Annotated in this window: 29 protein-coding genes; 13 read left to right on the top strand and 16 right to left on the bottom strand. The window is 38.4% G+C overall.

Going from position 1 to position 25,128, the window contains the following annotated elements; translation table 11 throughout:
• The 4 genes from GNP81_RS19410 to zipA all read right to left on the bottom strand — a co-directional run.
• The coding region (locus GNP81_RS19410) for a hypothetical protein (RefSeq protein ID WP_236798300.1) at positions 1 to 656 on the bottom strand (656 nt) is incomplete at its 3' end.
• Positions 657 to 748: 92 nt separating this feature from the next.
• Positions 749 to 1,798 carry a porin gene (locus tag GNP81_RS11775; protein WP_155675065.1) on the bottom strand — a complete coding sequence of 350 codons (1,050 nt, stop codon included), beginning with the start codon at positions 1,796 to 1,798 and terminating at the stop codon, positions 749 to 751.
• A 528-nt stretch (positions 1,799 to 2,326) separates the two neighbouring features.
• Positions 2,327 to 4,333, bottom strand: coding sequence for an NAD-dependent DNA ligase LigA (gene ligA, locus GNP81_RS11780; protein ID WP_155673327.1), 2,007 nt, complete (start codon positions 4,331 to 4,333; stop codon positions 2,327 to 2,329).
• A 91-nt stretch (positions 4,334 to 4,424) separates the two neighbouring features.
• Entirely contained in the window at positions 4,425 to 5,417 is a 993-nt protein-coding gene (gene zipA / locus GNP81_RS11785) for a cell division protein ZipA (protein WP_196587318.1), read from the bottom strand.
• A gap of 284 nt (positions 5,418 to 5,701) precedes the next feature.
• On the opposite strand from zipA, the gene cysZ reads away from it, so the two are divergent.
• The 5 genes from cysZ to crr all read left to right on the top strand — a co-directional run bounded on the left by cysZ (position 5,702) and on the right by crr (position 10,496).
• Entirely contained in the window at positions 5,702 to 6,454 is a 753-nt protein-coding gene (gene cysZ / locus GNP81_RS11790; protein ID WP_011262385.1) for a sulfate transporter CysZ, read from the top strand.
• 130 nt (positions 6,455 to 6,584) lie between these two features.
• A complete protein-coding gene (gene cysK / locus GNP81_RS11795) occupies positions 6,585 to 7,553 on the top strand; it encodes a cysteine synthase A (RefSeq protein ID WP_155673329.1) in 969 nt (322 codons plus the stop codon).
• A gap of 320 nt (positions 7,554 to 7,873) precedes the next feature.
• Entirely contained in the window at positions 7,874 to 8,131 is a 258-nt protein-coding gene (ptsH, locus tag GNP81_RS11800) for a phosphocarrier protein Hpr (protein WP_005420435.1), read from the top strand.
• A gap of 55 nt (positions 8,132 to 8,186) precedes the next feature.
• A complete protein-coding gene (gene ptsI / locus GNP81_RS11805) occupies positions 8,187 to 9,911 on the top strand; it encodes a phosphoenolpyruvate-protein phosphotransferase PtsI (protein ID WP_005420436.1) in 1,725 nt (574 codons plus the stop codon).
• Between the two features lie 75 nt (positions 9,912 to 9,986).
• On the top strand, positions 9,987 to 10,496 hold the full coding sequence (gene crr, locus GNP81_RS11810; RefSeq protein ID WP_005420437.1) for a PTS glucose transporter subunit IIA: 510 nt from the start codon (positions 9,987 to 9,989) through the stop codon (positions 10,494 to 10,496).
• Positions 10,497 to 10,626: 130 nt separating this feature from the next.
• Here the strand turns inward: crr and GNP81_RS11815 are convergent, their stop codons facing one another.
• From GNP81_RS11815 to GNP81_RS11825, 3 genes are all read right to left on the bottom strand, one after another.
• Complete coding sequence (locus tag GNP81_RS11815; protein WP_155659232.1) at positions 10,627 to 11,532, bottom strand: Dyp-type peroxidase; 906 nt, start codon at positions 11,530 to 11,532, stop codon at positions 10,627 to 10,629.
• 82 nt (positions 11,533 to 11,614) lie between these two features.
• Entirely contained in the window at positions 11,615 to 12,007 is a 393-nt protein-coding gene (locus tag GNP81_RS11820) for a hypothetical protein (protein WP_005420441.1), read from the bottom strand.
• Positions 12,008 to 12,023: 16 nt separating this feature from the next.
• Positions 12,024 to 12,473, bottom strand: coding sequence for a DUF2919 domain-containing protein (locus tag GNP81_RS11825; RefSeq protein ID WP_005420443.1), 450 nt, complete (start codon positions 12,471 to 12,473; stop codon positions 12,024 to 12,026).
• Positions 12,474 to 12,677: 204 nt separating this feature from the next.
• Here GNP81_RS11825 and GNP81_RS11830 point away from each other — a divergent pair, with 204 nt between their 5' ends.
• On the top strand, positions 12,678 to 13,037 hold the full coding sequence (locus tag GNP81_RS11830; protein WP_005420444.1) for a DUF2956 domain-containing protein: 360 nt from the start codon (positions 12,678 to 12,680) through the stop codon (positions 13,035 to 13,037).
• Positions 13,038 to 13,120: 83 nt separating this feature from the next.
• Here the strand turns inward: GNP81_RS11830 and GNP81_RS11835 are convergent, their stop codons facing one another.
• From GNP81_RS11835 to napF, 6 genes are all read right to left on the bottom strand, one after another.
• Positions 13,121 to 13,252, bottom strand: a complete 132-nt coding sequence (locus GNP81_RS11835) for a TIGR02808 family protein (protein WP_005420446.1) — start codon at positions 13,250 to 13,252, stop codon at positions 13,121 to 13,123.
• Between the two features lie 9 nt (positions 13,253 to 13,261).
• Complete coding sequence (locus GNP81_RS11840; RefSeq protein WP_005420448.1) at positions 13,262 to 13,837, bottom strand: NapC/NirT family cytochrome c; 576 nt, start codon at positions 13,835 to 13,837, stop codon at positions 13,262 to 13,264.
• A 32-nt stretch (positions 13,838 to 13,869) separates the two neighbouring features.
• Complete coding sequence (locus GNP81_RS11845) at positions 13,870 to 14,343, bottom strand: nitrate reductase cytochrome c-type subunit (protein ID WP_011262390.1); 474 nt, start codon at positions 14,341 to 14,343, stop codon at positions 13,870 to 13,872.
• 75 nt (positions 14,344 to 14,418) lie between these two features.
• Positions 14,419 to 16,908 carry a periplasmic nitrate reductase subunit alpha gene (napA, locus tag GNP81_RS11850; protein WP_155673330.1) on the bottom strand — a complete coding sequence of 830 codons (2,490 nt, stop codon included), beginning with the start codon at positions 16,906 to 16,908 and terminating at the stop codon, positions 14,419 to 14,421.
• Positions 16,905 to 17,189, bottom strand: coding sequence for a chaperone NapD (locus GNP81_RS11855; protein ID WP_155655381.1), 285 nt, complete (start codon positions 17,187 to 17,189; stop codon positions 16,905 to 16,907). The genes napA and GNP81_RS11855 overlap by 4 nt, the downstream gene beginning before the upstream one ends.
• The gene (gene napF / locus GNP81_RS11860) at positions 17,183 to 17,707 is read right to left on the bottom strand and encodes a ferredoxin-type protein NapF (protein WP_155669747.1); all 525 of its coding nucleotides are present in this window, start codon (positions 17,705 to 17,707) and stop codon (positions 17,183 to 17,185) included. Before napF ends, GNP81_RS11855 begins: the two co-directional genes overlap by 7 nt.
• Positions 17,708 to 17,894: 187 nt before the next feature.
• Here napF and narQ point away from each other — a divergent pair, with 187 nt between their 5' ends.
• From narQ to GNP81_RS11875, 3 genes are read left to right on the top strand one after another with little or no spacing between them, the layout of a single operon-like run.
• Positions 17,895 to 19,586 carry a nitrate/nitrite two-component system sensor histidine kinase NarQ gene (gene narQ, locus GNP81_RS11865; protein ID WP_155669749.1) on the top strand — a complete coding sequence of 564 codons (1,692 nt, stop codon included), beginning with the start codon at positions 17,895 to 17,897 and terminating at the stop codon, positions 19,584 to 19,586.
• Between the two features lie 20 nt (positions 19,587 to 19,606).
• Positions 19,607 to 20,218 (top strand): response regulator, encoded by a 612-nt coding sequence (locus tag GNP81_RS11870; protein ID WP_005420464.1) that lies wholly within the window; start codon positions 19,607 to 19,609, stop codon positions 20,216 to 20,218.
• 1 nt (position 20,219) lies between these two features.
• On the top strand, positions 20,220 to 20,549 hold the full coding sequence (locus GNP81_RS11875) for a DUF4156 domain-containing protein (protein ID WP_155659235.1): 330 nt from the start codon (positions 20,220 to 20,222) through the stop codon (positions 20,547 to 20,549).
• Positions 20,550 to 20,656: 107 nt separating this feature from the next.
• Here the strand turns inward: GNP81_RS11875 and GNP81_RS11880 are convergent, their stop codons facing one another.
• A complete protein-coding gene (locus GNP81_RS11880) occupies positions 20,657 to 20,938 on the bottom strand; it encodes a winged helix-turn-helix domain-containing protein (RefSeq protein WP_005420468.1) in 282 nt (93 codons plus the stop codon).
• Positions 20,939 to 21,104: 166 nt separating this feature from the next.
• Positions 21,105 to 21,389: a type VI secretion system PAAR protein gene (locus tag GNP81_RS11885; protein ID WP_005420470.1), complete on the bottom strand. Its 285-nt coding sequence runs from the start codon at positions 21,387 to 21,389 to the stop codon at positions 21,105 to 21,107.
• Between the two features lie 198 nt (positions 21,390 to 21,587).
• Here GNP81_RS11885 and GNP81_RS11890 point away from each other — a divergent pair, with 198 nt between their 5' ends.
• Genes GNP81_RS11890 through GNP81_RS11905 form a run of 4 tightly spaced genes read left to right on the top strand, consistent with a single transcriptional unit; the run spans position 21,588 to position 24,023 of the window.
• The gene (locus GNP81_RS11890) at positions 21,588 to 21,935 is read left to right on the top strand and encodes an ArsC family reductase (protein WP_196587319.1); all 348 of its coding nucleotides are present in this window, start codon (positions 21,588 to 21,590) and stop codon (positions 21,933 to 21,935) included.
• Between the two features lie 33 nt (positions 21,936 to 21,968).
• On the top strand, positions 21,969 to 23,102 hold the full coding sequence (gene dapE / locus GNP81_RS11895) for a succinyl-diaminopimelate desuccinylase (RefSeq protein WP_155659237.1): 1,134 nt from the start codon (positions 21,969 to 21,971) through the stop codon (positions 23,100 to 23,102).
• A gap of 58 nt (positions 23,103 to 23,160) precedes the next feature.
• Complete coding sequence (locus GNP81_RS11900; protein WP_155673331.1) at positions 23,161 to 23,829, top strand: M15 family metallopeptidase; 669 nt, start codon at positions 23,161 to 23,163, stop codon at positions 23,827 to 23,829.
• Between the two features lie 2 nt (positions 23,830 to 23,831).
• Positions 23,832 to 24,023, top strand: a complete 192-nt coding sequence (locus tag GNP81_RS11905) for a DUF2897 family protein (RefSeq protein WP_155659239.1) — start codon at positions 23,832 to 23,834, stop codon at positions 24,021 to 24,023.
• Between the two features lie 45 nt (positions 24,024 to 24,068).
• On the opposite strand, the gene bamC is transcribed toward GNP81_RS11905, so the two are convergent.
• Complete coding sequence (gene bamC / locus GNP81_RS11910) at positions 24,069 to 25,121, bottom strand: outer membrane protein assembly factor BamC (protein ID WP_155659240.1); 1,053 nt, start codon at positions 25,119 to 25,121, stop codon at positions 24,069 to 24,071.
• Between the last annotated feature and the right edge of the window lie 7 nt (positions 25,122 to 25,128).

Here is a 25,128-nt window from a genome sequence, read left to right on the forward strand (position 1 = left end):
GTAAATTGCTCTTGTTCTGCAACAGTTGCTTCATCAAACCAATATTTACTCATTTCTACTGGTTTCGAGTCTTTTGGTTCTACTTTTACTTCAGCTACAGGTTGCAGCACTGCTGATGGAGTATGTTCAAGCTGAAGTGTTTTCTCATCTAACACTGCTTGGAAATAGCCAGCAGGAATAGTGAAAGACAATTTAGATGTATCATTTGTCGCATGTACATCATAAGTTAACCCATTTTTTGCAGACAATTCGATGTCTTTATTATCAATTGGGAATGTAAAGTACTGCGTTGATGTACAGTGCTCTGAGCACGATTCTGTTGATGGTGAATATGCTGTAATATCTGTTTCTGTGCCATTAAATGAAACCGAATCATAAGCGTAACTTGCTTTAAAATAACTTAGCTCTACAGCAACATACGATTCAGGTACTGCTCTAGATGTTGTGGCATAATTTGCCGTTAACTGAGAAGTATTTCTCATGGCATTCGCTCCAACCCCTTCATTTTCTATTGGGTTGATGCTTTTAGCTTCTATTGATACGTAAGTGGATTTTGTTTCTACCTCATTGATTGCATCACTGAAATCATCATCACTTGATAACGTAGAGCACCCGCTAAGTAATACTACGCTTAGTCCTAAAATTCTTTTATACATCCTAATACACCTTAAATTTTAAATGCTCTTAAAGTAAAAAACGCTGACAAAGTTTGCCAGCGCTTTTAAAGTTAGCTAAGTAACAACTTTTCTTAGAAGCCGTACTCTAGACCGATACGTGTTACGATATCTGTATCATTGTCACCTTCAGTACGACCCGCTACACGTAGGTAAGGTACGAAACCGTTATGAACCATCATTAGCTGACCTGAAATTGTGTTGCTGTCAGAATTTTTCACTGTTGTACTGTTTACCTCTGCTTCTAAGTTAGCAGCGTAACCCAGTTTGAAACCAACAGGACCGTTCCAGTATTGACCGATGATAGAGTAAGAGCCTTGATCTACATCCGCACCAGTTACACCGCCATAATTATCTAATGCTTCCATTTTATATGCAGCAGCAAAACCAAAGCCCGCAGGTAGAGACGCTTCAATACCTACTAAGTACGCTTGGTTATCTTGATTTTTAACACCATTAAAATCAGAGCCCGATTCAATCGCACCCATTAATGTTACTTTTTCAAAGCTGTATTTTGCGTTAGCACTTGCGAATGCAGAATCACGAGTCGCTGCACCACCACCGTTCGCATTATCATCACGACCAACAGAAGCTGCAAAAGAGAAACCACCAAACTTAGGAGAATCGTAACGTACTTGGTTTGATTGACGATCGTAGTGACCAGCAATACCACCCCAATCGAATACAGAGCCTAAACCTGGGTTAGAGAAAGGCCAGTCAACTAGTTCGTATAGTGGAGTAAGAACACGACCCACACGTACGTTACCCCAATCACCAGATGCACCGATAAACGTATCACGGAAACCTAAAACACCACCAGAAACACCGCCGTGTGGCCAATCAGTATTATCAACATAACCTGATTCAATTTGCATTGTAATCAATACGTTTTCAAACATTTCTTTATGTGCACGGAAACCAATTCGAGATTCATTCTCTACAGCAAAACCCGTACTTGCATCATCATTGTCAGTAACGTTGTAGTTAACCACCGATATAGCAGCAACACCGTACACTTCAACATTAAAGTCAGAGTTAATACCAACTTCTTTTGCTGTTACACCAGCAGATGCTAAAGCAACAGCTGCGCCTAATAACGTTGTTTTAAAAAATTTGTTTTCCATGGAATAAAGCTCCTAAAAATGGATATAGCTGTGTTCATTATTTATTGGCTTTAAGTTGGCCGCCGAAAGCAATAAATAAATCTCCTCATTCACACAATTTTTAAATTAGAAAAGGAAAATTCAAAAATTGTAATTACCTTATATTTTTTCCTGCATACACTCCGTGCATCCATGAAATAAAGACTAAACTTTCATAAAAAAACATAAAACAAAAACTTAATTTCCAATAAAAAAAATATGAGCGAGCGCAAACTTCTTTCGTGTTAGTGATTAAGATCAAATTAAATAGATCAAAAAATATAAAAAACAGCGTTAAACATATAAAACAGCAACTTATAAATATAAAAAAATACTCAATGCGAGTGAGATCTCTATATTTTGAAAAGCCAAGAAAAAACTAACTTTAATTTGTCGGCATAGATAAGTCATTAATAATTCGCTTCAAATAAACAGTAAACAACCTAATATTTTGACAAATAAAAAAAGGAGCCATATAAGGCTCCTTTTTAATAACCGAAATTATTAGTCTTAATTTAATAATTCAATTAACTGTTCTTCGTTCATAACTTCAACCCCAAGTTCTTCGGCTTTCGCTAATTTAGACCCAGCAGCTTCACCAGCAAATAGAATATCTGTTTTCTTAGAAACACTGCCTGTTACCTTTGCACCTAACTCTTGTAAAGCAGCTTTAGCTTCATTACGTTTTAATTTATGAAGCGTACCGGTAAGCACCACTACTTTTCCTGCTAATGGTTGCGGTACTGATTCATCAAGCGCTTGAATCTCAGGCCAATGGATACCCATCTCTTGTAAATCTTTAATAACAATTTTGTTATGCGGCTCTGCAAAGAAGTTTAAAACGTGTTTAGCGACGATATCACCAACATCACTCACTTCAATAAGTTGCTCAAATGTCGCTACTTGAATCGCTTCTAATGTATAAAAATGCGCGGCTAAGTTTGCTGCTGTCGCCTCACCAACTTCTCGAATACCTAGCGAATATAGAAAACGCGGTAATGTCGTCGCCTTTGCTTTATTAAGTGCATCCACTACATTTTGCGCAGATTTAGGTCCCATGCGCTCTAATACTGTCAATACCCCCGCAGAAAGTTTAAATAAATCAGCAGGCGTCTCCACCATTTCTTTATCAACAAGCTGTTCTACAACTTTATCGCCTAAACCATCAACATCGAGTGCTTTACGAGACACAAAATGCTTTAGTGCTTCTTTACGCTGTGCTTGACAGACTAATCCTGCTCCACAACGAGTAACCGCCTCACCTTCAACTCTTTCAAGGTTAGAATCACATACAGGGCAATGGGTTGGATAAACAATGGCTTTACTATCTATAGGACGACGAGCTTCTACGACAGAAACAATTTGTGGGATCACATCACCAGCTCGACGAATAATAACCGTATCACCAATATGAACACCTAAACGTGCGATTTCATCGGCATTATGCAATGTGGCATTACTTACGGTTACACCACCAACAAAAACGGGTTCAAGTTTCGCTACCGGTGTAATTGCGCCAGTACGGCCGACTTGGAATTCCACATCATTTAGAATGGTCAATTCTTCTTGGGCTGGAAATTTATACGCAATCGCCCAACGAGGCGCTCGCGCAACAAAGCCCAATTGTTCTTGGAGAGCAATGTCATCGACTTTTATTACTACACCATCAATTTCATATTTCAGAGCATCACGACGCTCAAGTATGTCTTTGTAATACGCTTTAACTTCTTTCAATGAATGACATTGCTTCGTTTCTTCACACATTGGAAGACCCCAGCCTTTAAGCTGAACAAAACGCTGGTAATGACTTGTTTCTAGTTCACCACCTTCAATCACCCCAACACTGTATGCATAAAAACTAAGTGGACGTGTTGCTGTTATTTTAGAATCTAATTGACGTAAACTACCCGCAGCTGCATTACGTGGGTTTGCAAATGGTTTTTCACCACGTTTTAACGCTCTCTCATTTAATGCTTCAAAACCGGCTTTAGGCATAAATACTTCACCACGCACTTCTAAACGTGTTGGCCAACCTTCACCTTGCAGCGTTAATGGAATACAGCGGATCGTTCTTACGTTTTCAGTAATATTTTCACCTGTTGTACCATCTCCACGTGTACCAGCTTGAACTAACTTGCCATTCACATATAAAAGACTAACGGCTAAGCCATCCAACTTAGGTTCACAACAAAATAGAGATACAGATTTTGAAATAAGACGATCATTCATTCTTTTTTCAAATGCTTCTAGCTCTTCATCACTAAACGCATTATCCAAAGAAAGCATAGGGATCTCATGTTGAATCTGAGTAAAACCATCTAAAGCCTCTCCTCCAACTCGTTGACTTGGTGAATCAACAGTAACTAATTCAGGATGTTCAGATTCAATAGATAACAATTCCTGCATCATTCGATCATATTCAGCATCCGGTAGCTCAGGGCTATCTTCTACATAATAGCGATATGCATGGTAATTAAGTTGTTGCTTCAACTCATCTAATGTCTGTTCAATACTCATGATTCATCAACTTCTTTTTCGGTTATTCTTAAAATAAAAAAAAGGCTCATGATGAGCCTTTCTCATTAGTTCTAATTCTATAGCAGATAGGCTATTTACGGCAGAATACTTTTACACGCTGCTTATATTCATCAATTTTATTTGGTGTCAGCATATCGCGTTTCTCATCCAAAACATTACCACCTAATTCTGAACTTACCATTTGAGCCGTTTGTAGCATCAACTTAAAGTTATGCTCCGCATCACCATAGCATGGAAGCGGTAAGAAAAACGAAATCCCTGGTGTTGAGAACTCTTCACCTTCAGGAACTTGGAAATGTCCAGGAGATACCATATTCGCTACACTAAATAAGACTTTTCCAGCACCAGATAAATCAGAGTGACGGTGATAAATAGCCATATCACCAAATACAAGACCATTTTGCTCTAAACTATTAAAGAGACGATTACCGCTGAATCTATCACTTCCCATACCATGGACATTAATTACAATAACATCCTCTTCTGGTTCTGGTTCTGGTTCTGGTTCTGGTTCTGGTTCTTCAATAATAATTTCAGGTTCTAAGCAAGTCGATGTTTCAGGGATATCGACCTTAGCTTGAATAGACTCTGGCTGAGTTAACACTTCATCATCAATGGCAGAAAAAGAAATAGTTGGTTCTTCTCTTTTAACCGATGCAACAGGCTTAACTTCTGGTTCAATACGACCTACTGCCGGCTCTTGCACTTGTTGTGTTACCGGCTGAGGTTGCACTTGTTGTACCGTTGGTTTTTCTTGTTCCGTAAACTTATTTGATTCAGAAGAAACAGTACCTTCAAATAATGGGTCATCAGAAGTAGAAACCTCTTCTCGAGCAAAAGCGGGCTCTTTTCGCTCTTTCTGAACAATCACATCTTCTTTTGGTTGATCAAACCCACGCATAGGAGCAGCTTGTTCATCATCAACGTCTGAATCAAAATCTATGTCTACTTTCTTTCCAAATTTTGAGCTCGTTTCTTTTCGACTTGTCCACAAGCCATGAAACAATAATGCCGCAATGGCCAATGCTCCAACAAGTATCAACACTAATCGCAATTCTTGCATCGTTAACTCTCTGCTCTTCTGCTTTATTGAGCTTTCTCTTAGATAAAAAATAAGAAAGCTTATATCAACTATCATATGAATGTAGTTTAGTTATTATCACTAATCTACCACTACTTTCCTGTAATGTACCAAATAATAACCCTATTGTTGAATAACAAAATGAAAGTGGTGACATAAATCTTACATTTGAACTGTTTAGTGGAACTTTATTTGCTCATATTTCATTTATTTGTCTCAATTTTTGAGTATAGTGAACTCAACACCCACACAGTAAAATACAAATTATGAATTCGTTTAAACAATCTCAATCTGGGGTTCAATACTTTTTAAAAGGCATTTCATTAGCAATGACACCAGGCTTGCGTCGATTTGTTTTTATCCCTTTATTGATTAATTTCTTATTGCTTGGTGGCTCTTTTATTTATTTATTTAATCAAATTGGTAGTTGGATTGACCAAATTCTAGCTCAGATTCCAAGTTGGTTAGATTGGTTATCTTATTTATTGTGGCCTTTAATTGTCATCAGTATATTGGCCGTCTTCTCATACTTCTTTAGTACATTAGCAAATTGGATTGCAGCTCCTTTTAATGGATTGCTTGCTGAACATCTTGAAGCAAAACTAACAGGTCAACCTGCACCAAGTGGCGGAGTGTTAGATGCGGTAAAAGACTTACCTCGTATCTTCAAACGTGAATGGCAAAAGCTAAAATACTATATACCTAAAGCATTAGGCCTATTTATTCTCTTTTTTATCCCTGCTATCGGTCAAAGCATTGCACCTGTTTTATGGTTTTTATTTACCGCTTGGATGATGGCTATTCAATATTGTGATTACCCATTTGATAACCACAAAGTGCCTTTTGAAACAATGAGAGATGAGCTAAAAACAAAACGTGGCAAATGTTTATCCTTTGGTTCTCTTGTAACACTTTTTACAATGACGCCAATCCTAAACCTATTTGTTATGCCAATCGCAGTTTGTGGGGCAACCGCTATGTGGGTTGATGTTTACCGTGATACACATAAAAACCGTTAATCCATAACTTATAACCTTTTGATCCTTTCTCATTTTAGAAACTCTTCGTATTCTAGTTGTGTTGAGTTACTCAAATTGAGTTAAAAATAATTTATATAATCACGCTGACCGTGAAATGAAGGAACAGATCATGACAAAGATTTACGAAGATAATTCTCAAACTATTGGTAATACCCCACTTGTTCGCCTAAATCGCGTAAGTAAAGGTAACGTTTTAGCCAAAGTAGAAGCGCGCAACCCAAGCTTTAGCGTTAAATGTCGTATTGGCGCAAACATGATTTGGGAAGCAGAAAAAGCGGGCACATTAAAAGACGGAGTTGAATTGGTTGAACCAACATCAGGTAATACTGGTATTGCTCTTGCCTTCGTAGCTGCCGCTCGTGGTTATAAACTAACGCTAACGATGCCAGCCTCAATGAGCCTTGAGCGTCGTAAGCTACTTAAAGCATTAGGTGCAAATCTTGTATTAACAGAAGCCCCTAAAGGAATGGGTGGCGCCATTGCTAAAGCAGAAGAAATTGTTGCAAGCGATCCAAGTAAGTACCTGCTACTTCAACAATTTAATAACCCAGCAAACCCTGCTATTCATGAAAAAACAACTGGACCAGAGATCTGGGAAGCTACAGATGGAAATGTTGACGTATTTGTAGCTGGTGTTGGTACTGGCGGTACATTAACAGGTACTAGTCGTTACCTAAAACACACTCAAAATAAAGCCGTTCTGTCTGTGGCAGTAGAGCCAGCTGAATCACCAGTAATCGCTCAAGCTTTAGCAGGTGAAGAGATCAAACCAGCTCCTCATAAAATCCAAGGTATTGGTGCAGGTTTCATTCCTGGTAACTTAGATCTAACATTAATTGACCGTGTTGAAGCTGTTACTTCTGAAGAAGCTATTGAAATGGCTCGCCGATTAATGGAAGAAGAAGGCATTCTTGCTGGTATTTCTTCTGGTGCAGCAGTAGTTGCAGCTAATCGCATCGCGGAATTACCTGAATTTGCTGATAAACAAATTGTTGTTGTGTTACCAAGTTCTGGTGAGCGTTATTTAAGTACCGCATTGTTTGCAGGCTTGTTTACTGAACAAGAAAACGAGCAATAAATTTGTAACATCTATGTGTTCAAATCAATTTTTTATCCAAAAAAGCCCCTTCTGGGGTTTTTTTGTTGATTTCATTTCCCTCCTTAGTAATAATCAAGCCACTTTATTTTTAGGTGTAAAATAATTACACTTGAATACAAAGTAACAATTTTGAACTAGCTTAATATTACAAAATAAGAAAGAATGTATAAATTACTGTCGTTAACTAATTTCGTTGAAGATAGATTGTTTCTAGGTCTATGATGTGCGAAAGTACGTGCGCAAACCGAATTGGTTAACGACACTAATTTCAACATAAAATATAAATCGGGGTATACACAATGTATTCACAAGACGTAGTAATCACTGCAGAAAACGGCCTTCACACTCGTCCAGCGGCTCAGTTCGTTAAAGAAGCGAAAGGTTTTGATGCAAAAATCACTGTTACTTCTAACGGTAAAAGTGCAAGTGCTACTAGCCTTTTCAAACTACAAACTTTAGGTCTAACTAAAGGTACTAACGTAACTATCTCTGCTGAAGGCGCACAAGAGAAAGAAGCTGTAGACCACCTAGTTAAACTAATGGACGAGCTGCACTAATCAGCTTTTCTTTATTATTTTCATTCTCTAATTTGATCAATTTTAAGGTAAAGCTATGATTTCTGGCATTCTAGCATCTCCAGGTATTGCTTTCGGTAAAGCACTACTACTTCAGGAAGATGAAATTGTCCTAAACAAAACTCCAATCTCTGATTCTCAAGTAGAAACAGAAGTTCAACGTTTCTTTGATGCTCGTAATAAGTCTTCTGAGCAATTAGAAGCTATCAAAGCAAAAGCGCTAGCAACTTTCGGCGAAGAAAAAGAAGCTATTTTTGAGGGGCACATTATGCTTCTTGAAGATGAAGAGCTAGAAGAAGAAATCTTAGCCCTTATTAAAGATGATAAAATGGCTGCAGACTTTGCTATTCACTCTGTAATTGAAGAGCAAGCGTGTGCACTAGAGTCATTAGATGATGATTATCTAAAAGAGCGTGCTACAGATATCCGCGATATCGGTAGCCGCTTTGTTAAAAACGCACTAGGCATCAACATTGTTTCACTAAGTGACATCAATGAGAAAGTAATCCTAGTTGCTAACGACCTTACTCCTTCTGAAACAGCACAAATCAACCTAGACTACGTTCTTGGTTTTGCTTGTGACATCGGTGGTCGTACATCTCATACATCTATCATGGCGCGTTCTCTTGAGCTTCCTGCTATCGTTGGTACTAACGATATCACTAAGCAAGTGAAAAATGGCGACATGCTAATTCTTGATGCGGTTAACAACAAAATTGTTATCAACCCATCAGAAGCTGAACTAACTGAATCTAAAAAAATCCGTGACGACTTAGTTGCAGAAAAAGAAGAGTTAGCAAAACTTAAAGACCTACCAGCTATCACTCTAGATGGTCACCAAGTAGAAGTTTGCGGTAACATCGGTACAGTTAAAGACTGTGACGGTATCATCCGTAACGGTGGTGAAGGTGTTGGTCTGTATCGTACAGAATTCCTATTCATGGATCGTGATGCACTTCCTACAGAAGAAGAGCAATATGTTGCTTACAAAGAAGTAGCAGAAGCGATGCATGGTGAACCAGTGATCATCCGTACAATGGATATCGGTGGTGATAAAGATCTACCATACATGGATCTTCCAGAAGAAATGAACCCGTTCCTAGGTTGGCGTGCGGTTCGTATCAGCTTAGACCGTCGTGAAATCCTACGTGACCAATTACGTGGTATTCTACGTGCATCAGCACACGGTAAGCTACGCATCATGTTCCCAATGATCATTTCTGTTGAAGAAATCCGTGAACTGAAGAAAGCAATTGAAGAATACAAAGCAGAACTTCGTGCTGAAGGTCATGCATTTGACGAAAGCATCGAGATCGGTGTAATGGTTGAAACTCCTGCAGCAGCAGCGATTGCACACCACTTAGCTAAAGAAGTGAGCTTCTTCTCTATCGGTACTAACGACTTAACACAATACACTCTTGCTGTTGATCGTGGTAACGAAATGATTTCTCACCTATATAACCCTCTATCTCCAGCGGTTCTGCTTGTAATCAAGCAAGTAATCGATGCTTCTCACAAAGAAGGTAAATGGACTGGTATGTGTGGTGAGCTAGCAGGTGATGAGCGTGCGAGCCTACTTCTTCTAGGTATGGGCTTAGATGAGTTCAGCATGAGTGGTATTTCAATTCCTCGCGTTAAGAAAATTGTTCGTAACGCAACGTTTGCAGATGTTAAGAAGATGGCTGATGAAGCTCTTCAAATGCCTACTGCAGCAGAAATTGAAGCACATGTTGAAAAATTTATCGCAGAAAATACTAAGTAATAGTATAGTTGCAAAGAATTAAATATAGCCACTAAGTTTAGTGGCTATTTAATATAAACTTTAGGGAGCTACACAATGGGTCTGTTTGACAAAATTAAAAGCGCATTTTCTTCTGAAAGCGCTGACGCTGGTGCAATCGACATCATCGCACCTCTTTCTGGTGAAATTGTAAACATCGAAGATGTGCCAGACGTAGTGTTCGCTGAAAAAATCGTTGGTGACGGTATTGCGATCAAACCTGCTGGTAACAAAATGGTTGCTCCAGTAAACGGTACAATCGGTAAAATCTTTGAAACTAACCACGCTTTCTCTATCGAATCTAACGACGGCATCGAGCTTTTCGTTCACTTCGGTATTGATACAGTTGAACTTAAAGGCGAAGGCTTCACTCGTATCGCTGAAGAAGGTCAAGAAGTTAAAGCTGGTGACACTATCATCGAATTCGATCTAGCTGTTCTTGAAGAAAAAGCTAAATCAACGCTTACTCCAGTTGTTATCTCTAACATGGACGAAATCAAAGAGCTTACTAAGCTTTCTGGTGCTGTTACTGTTGGTGAATCTCCAGTTCTTAAAGTAACTAAGTAATCTTTAATAGATAACTTTAGTTAATTAAAGACAATAAAAAGGCCGCTGTTATCTCAAAGAAAACAGCGGCCTTTTTGTATCTGCTTGCTATGAAAAAGAGGAATCCTGCAATCCCTCTACTTTATTGGCACTATTTTACGTTTAATTCAGCGAACATCTCTTGTGATGGAGCAAAGAAATAGCCACCAGTTACAGCATCGGTAAAACGTAATAGTTGATCAGTTTTTCCATCGACTTCTCCGTACATGCTATCAAGCATTACTTGGAAGTTATGAACCGTTTTACAATAAGCGATAAACAGTAAGCCATGATCCCCAGAAACCGAACCGTAAGGCAAGCTGTGGCGTAAAATCTTAACACCCTTACCATTTTCCTTAATATCAACGCGACCTACGTGTGAGGCTGCTGGAACATCATCTAACTCAATTGAATCTGGTTTCGTACGGCCAATAACCTTTTCTTGTGCAGAAACAGACAAACGGTTCCATGCTGGTAATTTATGTACAAAGCGTTGACACATCATGTAACTACCGCCAGCAAACTCACCATCTGCAATCAATGCAACTTCAGCACGAGCTTCATTTTTTGGATTCTCTGTACCATCAACGAAATCCGTCATATCGCGTGAATCAAGGAAACGAAAGCCCGATACTTCTTCTTTAATTTCTACATGCTCAGAAATCACATTCATTAATTTACGTAAGATATAAAAATGTAAATCATGACGATTTGAGTGAAGGTGAATTAATACATCCCCATGTGTTGCAGGGGCAATAATATCGCCTTTTCCTAATTGCTTAAATTTAGCCAATTCAGAAGGCATAGGTGCAGATAACGTTGACCAGAATTCAGCACCAAAAGAAACTGCGCTACTTAAGTTCGCGTCTGGCTGATTTTCATTTAATTCAATGATCAAAGCGGGAAGCGTTTGCAGCTGTTCCAATACAAGCTGAGGATTACTTTTAATATTTAATGTAACGTATAATGCAAATCGATCTGGTTCTGGCAGTAGAGCCGTTTGAGGAGTGTAAGACATGAACTCAGTTCCTTTCTATTTTGAATTAACTGAGTCCATTATATGCAATAAAACATAAGATTGTTTGATAAAAAATAAGAGTTTATGAAGAAATTACTTCCACTGAAAGTTTCACTGTTTCATTTACTGATGAATCAGAGACCATATATGACTCCTGATTATTTAACTTAGTAATAATCGTTGGCGCACATAATGTTCTGATCTTACCTTCTCCCTCTTCTTCTGTTACTCGAAAAGCGATTTCTACATTTTCAGCATCAATATTTTTTAGCTCAGCCCAAGCCTGCACTTGAGATTGCTTATCTATTGAATTGAAAACTAACGTTTCTTCACCTAAAACAAGAGAAGCTGATGAATTTGTTATGCGTTGTAAATCTGGTCGATTAATCTCAACCCCTAAATCCAATTGCCAATCCGCCATTGCTAGCGGGCTTAATAACGCACTAAATAATAATGCACCTGTTGATAGATCCATTGTCTGCCCCCTCTCATTAAGTCAGACTAAAGCATATCTTTACTCGTTTACTGCGACATAAAAATATAAGAAACCAGCTAAGAAGTAAGATAATCATTGCACTTCCTGGCTGAAACTCTCCTCGATTAACAATAACCGATTGAATTAACATTGAAAGGTCAATTAAAACCATCACAATGGTTAGCCACCGTCCTTGCTTCCAAAGAGTCAGCATAAAAGGCCGTGTGGGCTTTTTGAAACTGCTTAGCCACATATAAAACAATATAGGTAGACTTAAGCATAAACTCGTATACAAATGCGCATGGCTAGGATAAAACAAGGCTAATAAATCGGTGCCTTGTTCTCGACTCGCACCAGCCATAACAAAAACCACAACAGAGCGAATTAAAATCGCCCATCCAAACCACAACCAAAGAGGTGGCTTTAACCACCCATGTTCATCATATGCATCAAAAGAATACTGCATATTTCTACCTTAAAATTAACTAACAACCTTCTCAGTAGACTTGTTCAGCTTACTGAAATGTTTAAAAATAACGATTGGATAAAATTAAAACTTTGAGCTAGATACACCTCAAAGATCAAAATCTATATTGCCGTCACACTTTGTATCGTTTACCTTTCAATAATGTGTGAATATAAACTCAAATAAAAATAGTTAAGAGCAAATATGACAAACTACAAAAAAACAAAAGATTCCGTATCAATCGAATCTCAACAAGAAGCAATGAAGATAGCTAAAGCTACACAAAAACCAGCTCAAACAAAAGAGCAAACTAAATTGATTGCACAGGGAATCGAAAAAGGCATTGCTCTTTATAAGAAACAACAGAAGGAAAAGGCAAGAGAAGCGGATAAGCAAAAGAAAAAAACGCAACGAACCAAGCAAAATAACGTAAAACTATCCGATATAGAAGATAAACAAGCACAACAAGAATACATTAATAACGAATCAAACAAAGCGCTACCATGGATCTTACTAGCTGTCAGTTGGGCCGCTTTTATTTATTATACGGTTTTAGGATTTTAATCCCCAAATTTCGACATATAAAAAAGAGATGGGCATATCATACCCATCTCTCTATTCATCGAGTTAATTCGTAATTTAAACGATTACTCTTTATCTGATTTCAATGACAATAGCCAAATTGAAAACACAGATACCGCAGCAAAACCGCCTAGAATAATAGCTGGCATCGCAGCGTAACCTAGAGTATGCCAAATCACTGATTCTAATGTACTCATGCTATCTCCTTACCAACCTTCAATACCAGACATATCAGGTAATTTATGTGCGATGCCTTTATGACAATCTACACACGTTTTTTCACCTGATGCTAACGCCGTTGAGTGTTGTTTAGCACTACGTGGGCCTTGCTCTGAGAAATCCATATAATCAAACTCATGACAATTACGACATTCTTGAGAATTATTCTCTTTCATTCGATGCCACTCACGCTCTGCCAAGTGAGCTCGACGTTCTTTAAACTTCTCTTCTGTATCGATAGTTTTCGTCACATAATGAGCAAATAACTCTTTCGATGCCTGTACTTTACGTACAATCTTATCTGTCCAGTTATGCGGAACGTGACAATCAGAACAGATAGCACGTACACCTGAACGGTTTGAATAGTGAATCGTCTCTTGGATTTCCTTAACAATTGGAGCGTGACAACCAGAACAGAACTCTTCTGTATTGGTTGCTTCCATACCAGTGTTAAATGCGCCCCAGAAAAGCAAGCCGCCCATAAAGCCCATAAATAGAACTATGCCTACTGCAGCTTTACTAGGAGACGAAAAACGCTTCCAAAATGCTTTTAATAATTTCATGTATAGCCTCTCTTAACTTTATTGGCTATCGACTAGCGCAATGAGTCCACACGTTCAAATTCGTTCTCTACTAGTGGTTTTGCATCCGCTTGAGGAACGTGACATTGTAGACAGAAGTAACGACGAGGAGATACATCAGAAAGCACTGCATCTTCACGGTTTACGTAATGAGTCACACTAATCTTAGTTGCCCCCATTTCTTTTGCATTTTTCCAGCTATGACAAGACAAACACTTATTGGCATTCAACGATACTTCATAATTGCGAATCGTATGAGGAACCAAAGGTGGTTGATATACATAGTCACTGTCTAAAGCGTGATCACGTGGAAAACGCTTAAAATCATCCGCTGGACGTGTTGCTTCTAACTCTGAAGCACCACGTAATGATTCAACACCACCAATGCCACCTGGATTATGCAGCTCAGAACCTTGTTCTGCTTCTGCTTGTACTGCGCCAGTGAACAATAGTCCTGCTGACATAAGCGCTATAATGAACTTTTTCATTCTAATTTCTCCGCCTTAAGGCAAACTCTAAAACAAGTCACTAGCCAGTAGACTAGCAACTCATCAATTTATTAATTAAGCAATTTTAGTGATTTTAACTGGACACTTCTTAAAGTCTGTCTGCTTAGATAGCGGATCAGTTGCGTCTAGAATCAACTTGTTAATTAAGATGCGAGCATCAAAGAATGGTACGAATACCAATCCTTCTGGCGGACGGTTACGGCCACGAGTTTCAACACGAACTCGTACTTCACCACGTTTGTTTGAGATTAGAACTTCATCTCCACGACGTAAATTACGTTTTTTCGCATCTGCTGGATGGATATAACAAAGCGCATCAGGAACGGCTTTATACAGTTCAGGAACACGACGAGTCATGGTACCTGTATGCCAGTGCTCAAGAACACGACCTGTACATAACCACATATCAAACTCATCATTTGGCACTTCAGGTGGCGCTTCATATGGTGCAGAGATAATTAAGGCTTTACCATCAGGTTTACCATAGAAATCCCAGTCTGATCCTTTCTTCGCATATGGATCTGAACCTTCTTTAAAGCGCCATAGCGTTTCTTTACCATCAACAACAGGCCAGCGTAGACCACGAACTGTGTGATAGGTATCGTACGGTGCTAAATCGTGTCCATGACCACGACCGAAACTTGCATATTCTTCAAACAAACCTTTTTGAACATAGAAGCCTTGAGCTTTAGCATCATCATTAAGCTCTTGCGCTTCTGATAATGGGAAGGCATCAACTTGACCATTTTTGAACAAAATGTCATACATTGTTTTACCACGGTATTCAGGCGCTTTTGCTACTAGCTCTTCGCCCCACACTTCTTCAACTTTGAAGCGTTTTGAGAACTCCATGATTTGCCATAAATCAGATTTTGCTTCGCCTTTTGCTTGTACTTGTTGATACCAAGCTTGAGTACGACGCTCTGCGTTACCATAAGCACCTTCTTTCTCTACCCACATTGCGGTTGGTAGAATCAAGTCAGCCGCTTGTGCAGTTGCTGTTGGGTATGGGTCTGAACATACAATGAAGTTTTCAGGATTACGATAACCCGGTAGACGTTCAGTGTTGATATTTGGACCGGCTTGCATGTTGTTGTTACACATAACCCAGTAAGCATTAATCTTACCGTCTTTTAGCATGCGATCTTGAACAACAGCATGAGCACCAGGCTTACTATTTAGAGTACCTTCAGGTAGTTTCCAAATTTTTTCAGAGATAGCACGGTGTTTAGGGTTAGCAACCACCATATCAGCAGGTAGACGATGCGAGAACGTACCAACTTCACGAGCAGTACCACACGCAGATGGTTGGCCTGTAAGAGAGAATGGGCTGTTACCAGGTGTTGCGATCTTACCAGTAAGTAAGTGAATGTTATAAACAAGGCTGTTCATCCAAACACCACGAGTATGTTGGTTCATACCCATTGTCCATAAAGACATTACTTTTGTTTTTGGATCCGCATATTGTTTAGCTAGAGTAATCAGATCTTCTTCCGATACTCCTGACATTTCAGATGCTTTTTGTGCCGTATAAGGAGCTACTGATTTTTTATACTCTTCAAAGCTAATTGAAGACATTGCACCTGAGTTAGGGTTTGCAGCTTCCATTTGAAGAGGATCATCATCACGTAAACCGTAACCAATATCCGTCGTCGCTTGTTTGAAGTTCGTATGTTTATTAACGAAATCCCAGTTAACTGCATTATTTTGGATAATGTAGTTAGCAATGAAGTTAGCAATAGCAAGGTCAGATTGAGGTTCAAAAATATAGCCTTTATCTGCTAATTCAAATGAACGATGGTAGTACGTTGATAATACATTAACTTTTACATGAGGATGGCTTAAACGACGGTCTGAAATACGAGTCCATAATACTGGGTGCATTTCTGCCATGTTTGAACCCCACAGAACAAACGAGTCTGCGTTTTCAAAATCATCATAACAACCCATAGGCTCATCGATACCGAATGTACGCATAAATGCACCTACAGCAGATGCCATACAGTGACGAGCATTTGGATCAATGTTGTTTGAACGGAAACCCGCTTTCATCAGCTTAACCGCTGCATAGCCTTCCATTACAGTCCATTGACCAGAACCAAACATACCAACACCTGTTGGACCATGTTTTTTCAGAGCCGCTTTCCATTTTTCAGCCATGGTATCTAGAGCAACATCCCAAGATACAGGAGCAAAGTCACCATCTTTGTTATATTGGCCGTCTTTCATACGCAACATTGGCGTTTGAACACGATCTTTACCGTACATAATCTTAGAAAGGAAATAACCTTTAATACAGTTAAGACCTTTGTTTACAGGCGCTTCAGGATCACCTTGAGTCGCGACTACGCGACCATTTTGAGTACCAACAAGTACTGAACAACCTGTACCACAAAAACGACAAGGCGCTTTATCCCATTTAATTTTTGTTTGGTCAGAACTAACGATTAAATTTGTTGCTGAAGCAGGTAGCGTAACCCCTGCAACAGCTGCAGCCGAAGCTGCTGCGTTTGCTTTAACAAACGCACGTCTTGTCATTTTCATGATTCATCCTCACATTGCGAATCAAAGTGCTCGATTTGGTGAAATACTAAAGCGACATTTAGTACGTCTTCGAAGTCATTTATTTTATCGATTGAATCGGTGATATATCCTTGGTTTTGAGTTTCAAGAACAACAATAATCTTGCCCTCTTCACTTTCTCCATATATTTCCGTATTCGGCAGTGCTAATATTTTTTCTTTTGTTATTTCAAGTGACTCAGGTCTTACATGAACCACTAAGCTTGAAATATGAACTTCATTTTCAGGCAAATTCTCTAACATGATGTGCTATCTTCCAGTGTCATGCTGATAGCAGATGTAGGGCAAACAGCAACACAACCACCACATCCATTACAGGCATCAAAATTAATTTTAGGTTGAGCTACGCTGCCCAACTGAAGTTGAAAACGAATGGCTTGTGTTTCACACATATCGCTACAACTTCGACATTCCACAGATTTTTTCGCTAAACAGTTTTCATTTATAGATATTTTATGAGAGAAAACAGGCTCAGCCGTTAAATTAAATAAAGCTTCAGGGCAGCTATTTGCACAGCCTTCACAAAAAGTACATTCACCTTTTGTAAAATCGACGATAGGAAACCCACCATCCCCTTTAACAATAATATTTTCTTCACATGCATTAATGCACTTTTCACATCGAGTACACTTTGAGGTAAAAACTGATTCATTTTCTACCCAAGGCAATCGCTGTTGTGTTAACGGATTTATTTTTTTTTGAGAAGATAAACGGCGAAAAAATCCTCGCTTAGAATGGTCAATTGCATTATCTTGACTCATCTATTCATAACCTCAGTTATTCATTAACATTTTTATATGTTGAATTTTAAATTTTGTCATATTTATTGATATACCCCATAATGGTTAAACATAGGGGAATTTTGTTTTAGATCAATTTTTAAAATAAATAAAAACAACAAAATAGATCCCATTTGCTTCTTTTAATCATAGGTCACAATTAACAAACATGAAACATACCAAGACCTCAATTTTAACAAAAACCATAGCGCAAGTGATGTTATTGATTGTTGTGATCTCCATCATCACAACAAGTTTGGCTTTAATCACACTTTCTTCTAGTTTAAAAGACGCAGAAGCGGTCAATATTGCTGGCTCATTACGTATGCAAAGCTACCGTCTAGCCTATGATATTGAAACAGACTCCCCAAAACTGATTGAACATTTAGAAAAGTTTTCACAGTCGATAGAATCCCCTTCATTTAAATCACTAGACCAATGGTTTGTTCCTGATGATATTGAAGATTATTACGAAGACATCCGACTACAATGGCTTTCCTTACAGCCATCATTATTAAGCGACAACAAACAAATTTATTTAAACAAAGTCTCCCTTTTCGTTGATGAAATTGATCATTTTGTTTTTCGTTTACAAGAATTTTCAGAAAGAAAGCTTCAATTACTTTCTCTTATTGGTGCTCTTGGCTTATCACTGATTGTCTTCTCAAGTATTTTTATTATTTTTTTCACTCAAAGAAAAATCGTGAGCCCCTTACATCACCTAGTCGCGGCGAGCCATGCTATGACAAAAGGAAACTATTCAGTTCAGGTGGATTTAAATAGTGATAATGAATTAGGCCAGCTAGGAAATGCATTTAATCACATGACAAGACAAGTCGATTTAAGCTACCGAGAATTAGAAAATCGAGTTGAAGATAAAACCAAGAAACTCAGTCAAGCTAATCGCTCATTAATGATCTTGTATCAATGCTCTCAACAACTCTCGGCATCACAACTGGATGAACAAGCGTTTAAAAACATTCTTGATACCTTTACGAATATTGAAGGGGTTATCAGCGCACGCCTAATTGTTGAAGAGGAATCAGGTGGCGATTGGGAGATAACAAGCGGTGAACCTGACGAATCACCATGGAGTCTTCAGGAGTTATGTATTGATGGCGAGCAATTAGGTTATTTATTATGGCAAGTGTCACTTCCTTGCCCAGATCAGAAATTAATCATCAATATTTCAAATATTTTGGCTCGTGGTATTTTCTATAACCAAGCACAAAAACAAACACACCAACTCATTTTATTAGAAGAGCGTTCAACCATCGCTCGTGAGCTTCATGACTCTTTAGCTCAGTCTCTTTCTTATTTGAAGATTCAGACAACACTATTAAAGCGCCAATTAGAAAAATGTGATTGTATAAATACAAGTACTACACTAGTGGAATTAGATGAAGGCCTTAAAAGTGCATATAGTCAATTGCGAGGGCTATTAAATACATTTAGATTAACCATTAATAAAGCTCACTTTGGTGAAGCCTTACAAGAAATCATGACAACCTTAGCCTCACAAACTAAGATAAATATTCATTTAAATAATGAGCTTCCTTCTTTGCCTATAAATGCTCAACAACATGTTCATTTACTACAATTGATAAGAGAAGCGACATTAAATGCCATCAAACACTCAAAAGCTGATAATATTATCATTACGTGTTTTCAAGAAGGTGAGCAAGGCTGCATTAACATTGAAGACGATGGCGTAGGATTTGATCCTGCAGAAGAAAAAATAAATCATTATGGGTTAAGGATCATGCAAGAACGTGCAAACTGCGTTCATGGCAAGCTATCCATAACTTCAGAAATAGACAACGGTTGTACAGTGAACGTTATGTTTCCACTAAACCAATAAAATAATAGAGGTAAAAAATTATGTGGAATGTCGTTATCGTTGATGATCATCCGTTAATGCGCCGTGGTATTGGCCAACTTCTTTCTTTTGATGAAGAATTTACACTAACAGGAGAAGCAAGTAATGGCACTGATGCCGTTGCTCTGATTTCACAAGATGAACCAGATCTTGTTCTTCTTGATCTAAATATGAAAGGCATGTCGGGTTTAGATACGTTACATGCACTAAGAAATGAAGGGGTAACCTGCCCGATTGTCATTTTAACCGTTTCAGATAATAAACAGGACATCAAAACATTAATTAAAGCCGGTGCTGATGGTTATCTACTAAAAGACAGTGAACCAGATGAGTTAATTGCATTATTAAAAGAAGCGATGAAAGGTGGAAAAGCCTACTCTGAACAAGTTAAAGCATGCTTAGAAGAAGACGCTCAAGGCGACGACAAATTATCTCAATTAACGGCTCGTGAACTAGAAATCTTACAACATGTAGCAAAAGGAATGAGAAATAAACAAGTTGCAGATCAACTATTTATCTCTGAAGCTACCGTAAAGGTGCACATGAAAAGTTTACTGAAAAAATTAAACGTAAAATCACGTGTTGCAGCAACACTACTCTATTTAGATTCGTGATATGAAAAAAACGTTTTATGCACTCTTATCTCTATTGGTACTAAATGGTTGTGCATTAACAACAGAACCAATGCCCCCTGAATCAAGTGCTATCAACTTATATTATAATGATAGTGCAGTACAGGGGTGCCAAGAGGTTGGGACAGTAACAGGAAGTGAGGGCCATTGGTACACCTTCTTCTTTATTACGAATAAAGATCTAACCATTGGTGCAATTAATGACATTAAAAATGAAGCTCAAGCTTTAGGAGCAAACAGCATAGTGGTTCACACACCATCGCCATTTAATACATCAGTAACTATGTTTGGCTCTGCTTATATTTGCCCTTAATAATAACTCTCAACTCGGGTTAATCAATCTCTTCATGTTATAAACAAAAAATGCCAACTTTTACGTTGGCGTTTTATTTTATCTGCACATTAAAGAAGCACATATTTTTAATGATGCAATGTTGATGCAATTTCATCTTCTCGAGAACATACCCACTCAGGATCATAAGGCCCCCAATCTGAAAGACGGTAATAACCATCGTTATGACGACGACCATCTTGAATAAACATCAATTCAATCCCAATGCCAGGTAAAGCCTTCAATACATCTTGAATAGTACGACGAGGCCAACCAGTTAACTCTACAAGCTTAGGAACATTCGGCCTTTCTATATTATGTACCAACAACGCCAAATATAAGCGTCTGGCAAACACTGGATTCAACTCCATTGATACCTCCTGAATTAATAAGAGTAATTATTAATCATTCAATAAAAATGATGTTGAGATTGATCAACTAATTACGAAAATAATCTCATATTTATGTAAACGGGTCATAAAATCGTATTTTTTGTAATTAATTTTCACAATAAGCTCAGTAATATTCTCTAAAACATTATCCAATATTAACCGTACCACCACCTTTTAGTGTGCCACCGCACCCTATCGCATCGCCGTCTCTTGCTGCTGGCTTTCCATCGATAAATACTGAGCTTGAACCTGCAGAAATGGATCTTGGATGAGGTGGATGTTTAGGTTTAGAGTGAGGAGCAAGAGGATCCCCTTGCCTTGCTGCAGGAATTCCATCCACTTTTACTGTCCCTGAGCCAGCTAAGACTGGGGTTGGATGAAAACCGTCATGATCACTACCAATATCCCCCACTTTCACTGCATTTCCCATATATACCTCCTTTCAATATTGGGTTGAATTAGAAGTGTATGTGTTATTCCACCTCTTTAATATTTGCCCGAAAAGAATGGCGAGTCACTTCAAATAATAATCAACAGATTACTAAATAACCGTCAAGACTGGCGTATTTGTTCAATAATCGTTATAACTAGACAATAATTAATAACATAACTAAAAATGAAGAAAGTCATGACTACAATCTACGGAATTAAAAACTGCGACACCATAAAAAAATGCAAAAAATGGCTTGAAGCAAATAACATTAACTTTGCTTATCACGATTATCGTACTGATGGTATTGATAAAGAAATGGTAACTACATTTGTAAAACAACTTGGTTGGGAAAATGTATTAAATAAACGCGGAACCACTTATCGCCAACTAAGTGATGAACAAAAAGCATCTCTAAATGAAGATACTGCAATTGAATTATTGCTAGAAATGCCAGCTATGATTAAACGCCCTGTACTTATTCATAATAATGAATATCACTTAGGCTTTAAGCCAGCTCAATATGAGACCTTGTTTGATATCTAATGCCATTAATAAAAAGAAGTAAAGGAATACAGAATGTCTGATACACCAACATTAGCTCTTGCTAAAGATTTACTAAGCCGCCAATCCATCACACCTGAAGATGCAGGTTGCCAAGAGCTAATGATTAAACGACTAGAAGCACTTGGTTTTACCATTGAAATTATGGTGTTTGAAGATACAACCAACTTTTGGGCTCGTCGAGGCAATGAAGCTCCATTATTTACTTTTGCAGGACATACGGATGTTGTTCCTACAGGTGATTTAACGCATTGGAATACCAATCCATTTGAGCCAACAATCATTGATGGAATGCTCTACGCTCGTGGAGCAGCTGATATGAAGGGCTCTTTAGCTTGTATGGTGGTTGCCGTTGAGCGTTTCGTCGCAGAGCACCCTAATCACAAAGGTTCAATTTCATTTTTAATCACATCCGATGAAGAAGGTCCATTTATTAATGGCACGACTCGTGTAGTGGATACTCTGCAAGAACGTAACGAAATCATTGATATGTGTATCGTAGGCGAACCATCAAGTACCGCTCATGTTGGTGATGTGGTTAAAAATGGACGTAGAGGATCATTAACGGGTAATTTAACCGTAAAAGGTATTCAAGGGCATGTTGCTTATCCACATATAGCTCGTAATCCAATTCACCAAGCGATGCCAGCTCTGTCAGAGCTAGCAACTACTGTTTGGGACAATGGCAATGACTATTTTCCACCAACAAGCTTTCAAATCCCAAATATGAATGGTGGCACAGGCGCTTCAAACGTTATTCCTGGCACAGTCGATATCATGTTTAACTTTAGATTCAGTACAGAATCAACAGTCGATGCTCTACAACAACGTGTCGTCGAAATTTTAGAAAAGCATGATTTAGAATACGACTTAGACTGGATTATCAATGGCCTCCCTTTCCTAACTGATACTGGGGATTTATTAACAGCAGTTGTTAATGCTGTCGATACGGTTAATCAACAAAAACCACAACTATTAACGACAGGTGGTACGTCAGATGGGCGTTTTATTGCCCAAATGGGCTCCCAAGTTATAGAGCTTGGCCCAGTTAATGCGACCATCCATAAGGTAAACGAGTGCGTAAATGTAGAAGATTTAGAAAAACTGACTGATATGTATCAAGAAGTCCTAAATAATCTACTAGCATAAGGGTAAATTAGGGTTATGATGAGAGAGCTTTTGTTCTCTCATCTTTAATTGGTGCCCTATGACATATCAAGAACTTACTGGTCAATCATTTCAACACTTGTCAAAGCTATCACCACATCGTCAGCTTCACCACGATTGTATTCTTCCATTTAAAGCATTATCTGATGCCGCGTATCAAGCAGGGTTCACTCTAACGATTGCAAGCAGCTTCCGTGACTTTGAACGTCAACTTCTCATTTGGAACAATAAATTTTTAGGCGTTCGTCCTATTTTAGATGATAACGGACAAGAGCTTGCCCCTAGCACCCTCACCGATCTCGAAAAAATTCACGCCATTATGCGATGGTCAGCACTTCCAGGTGCTAGTCGTCACCACTGGGGAACAGAACTTGATGTTTATGCATCAAATACCTTACCTGAGGATGTACAAATACAACTTGAGCCGTGGGAGTACAACACTGGACATCAAGCAGAGTTCAGTTCATGGTTAAATAAAAACGCCCCAAAATTTGGTTTTTTCTTCCCTTATAAAACCGATAAAAAAGGGGTTGCAATTGAACCTTGGCATATCAGTTATAAAAAAAACAGCAATGAATATATGTCACAATTAACGCCTGAAATGTTACTTAAAGCATGGGAGGGTGTTGATCTGGCAGGAAAAGAGACCATCATTAAACACATCGATACATTATTTGTTCGCTATATAACAAACATAAACAAGGAGTAAGTATGGAATGGTTAATGAACCCTTGGGTCATCATCATCATTGTTGTAAGTGTTGTTATCGGTAATCTCGCTGCATTAAAAGCCACAGCTAATATGAAGTTTGGTCAGTCACATAAAATTAAAAATCAGCAAGAAAAAGAAGATATTGAGACAGAAAAACCAGAGACGACTGATAACTCAGAAAATACAAAGTAAAAAAAGACGCTCAATAACGAGCGTCTTTCTTCATCTTATTTTAGCTTATTCTTCATCTTTCTCAGTCTTAGGTGCGTTATTTGATTTTTCAATCATCGCAGCTAATACAGGAACTAATGAATCTAACGTATCTTCATCAACAGGCTTACCACCGGCATCGGTTACGTTAATTGATGTTCGGTTACCTAAATCACCAAGTAATAAGTTATAGGTACGGCCATCAAAAGACAGTGGTTTAGTACCGATCTCTTCCCAAAATTCGTCATCTGGTTCTTTGTACTTAACTTCGATTGTACCTTGAGAGCGGTTTCTATCTTCTATTGTTAGTCCCATCATAGGCAATAGCTCACCTAAGCGTTCCCAGAAAATATTGTATGGCGCACGAGCAATAATAACCGGTAATCCACTTCGATCTTGTCCCATAGAAATAGGAATACGCTTAACTAATTCTTCGGCACGAATACGAGCTTCTTCACGTAACTGCTCATCATAAGCTGACGTCACTAAATTCGTCATCAAAATGTTATAACGCGCTTTGTTTGCAGGTGTCACTTCAGCCTGATTACCGTCCACTTGCCAATCAATTAATAAAATTTGAAAGCCAGCACGATTGTTCTGATTTAGCTTGCTAATTTGATAACGAGCACCGAACTCATGATCTTCATCTTCTGAGCTCCATTTTAACCAATCAGTCTCAATTTCTGAGGGCTCTTCTTTAACAATACCGATATCTTTCTTCTTCATTAAAGTTAATACCGTTTGCCAAAGCTTATCAACATCTTCTTGCTTAACAAGCCAAACTGTCACTTCACCATTTTGCTCTTCAATACGAGCACCTGGAATCAACTCTAGTACTTGTTGAGGTGGACGAATATCCACTTCTTTACCGATACCACCAGTAAACTCCCCTTTAGGAATATCGTATTGAGGGTAGAACTCAGGTTTAGCATCTGCTGGTTCTTTCCACTCAACTAAAGGGGTTGTCTCTAGATACTTGAAGTCTTGTTTAGCTTGGCGACGCTCTGTTGGACTACTTGAACATGCCGATAAAACAGCAATCATTAATGATCCAACAACAAAGCGAGTGTTCACTTTCATTTTCTAT

The sequence above is a fragment of the Aliivibrio fischeri genome (genome assembly GCF_009727955.1).
Taxonomy (GTDB): domain Bacteria; phylum Pseudomonadota; class Gammaproteobacteria; order Enterobacterales; family Vibrionaceae; genus Aliivibrio; species Aliivibrio fischeri_A.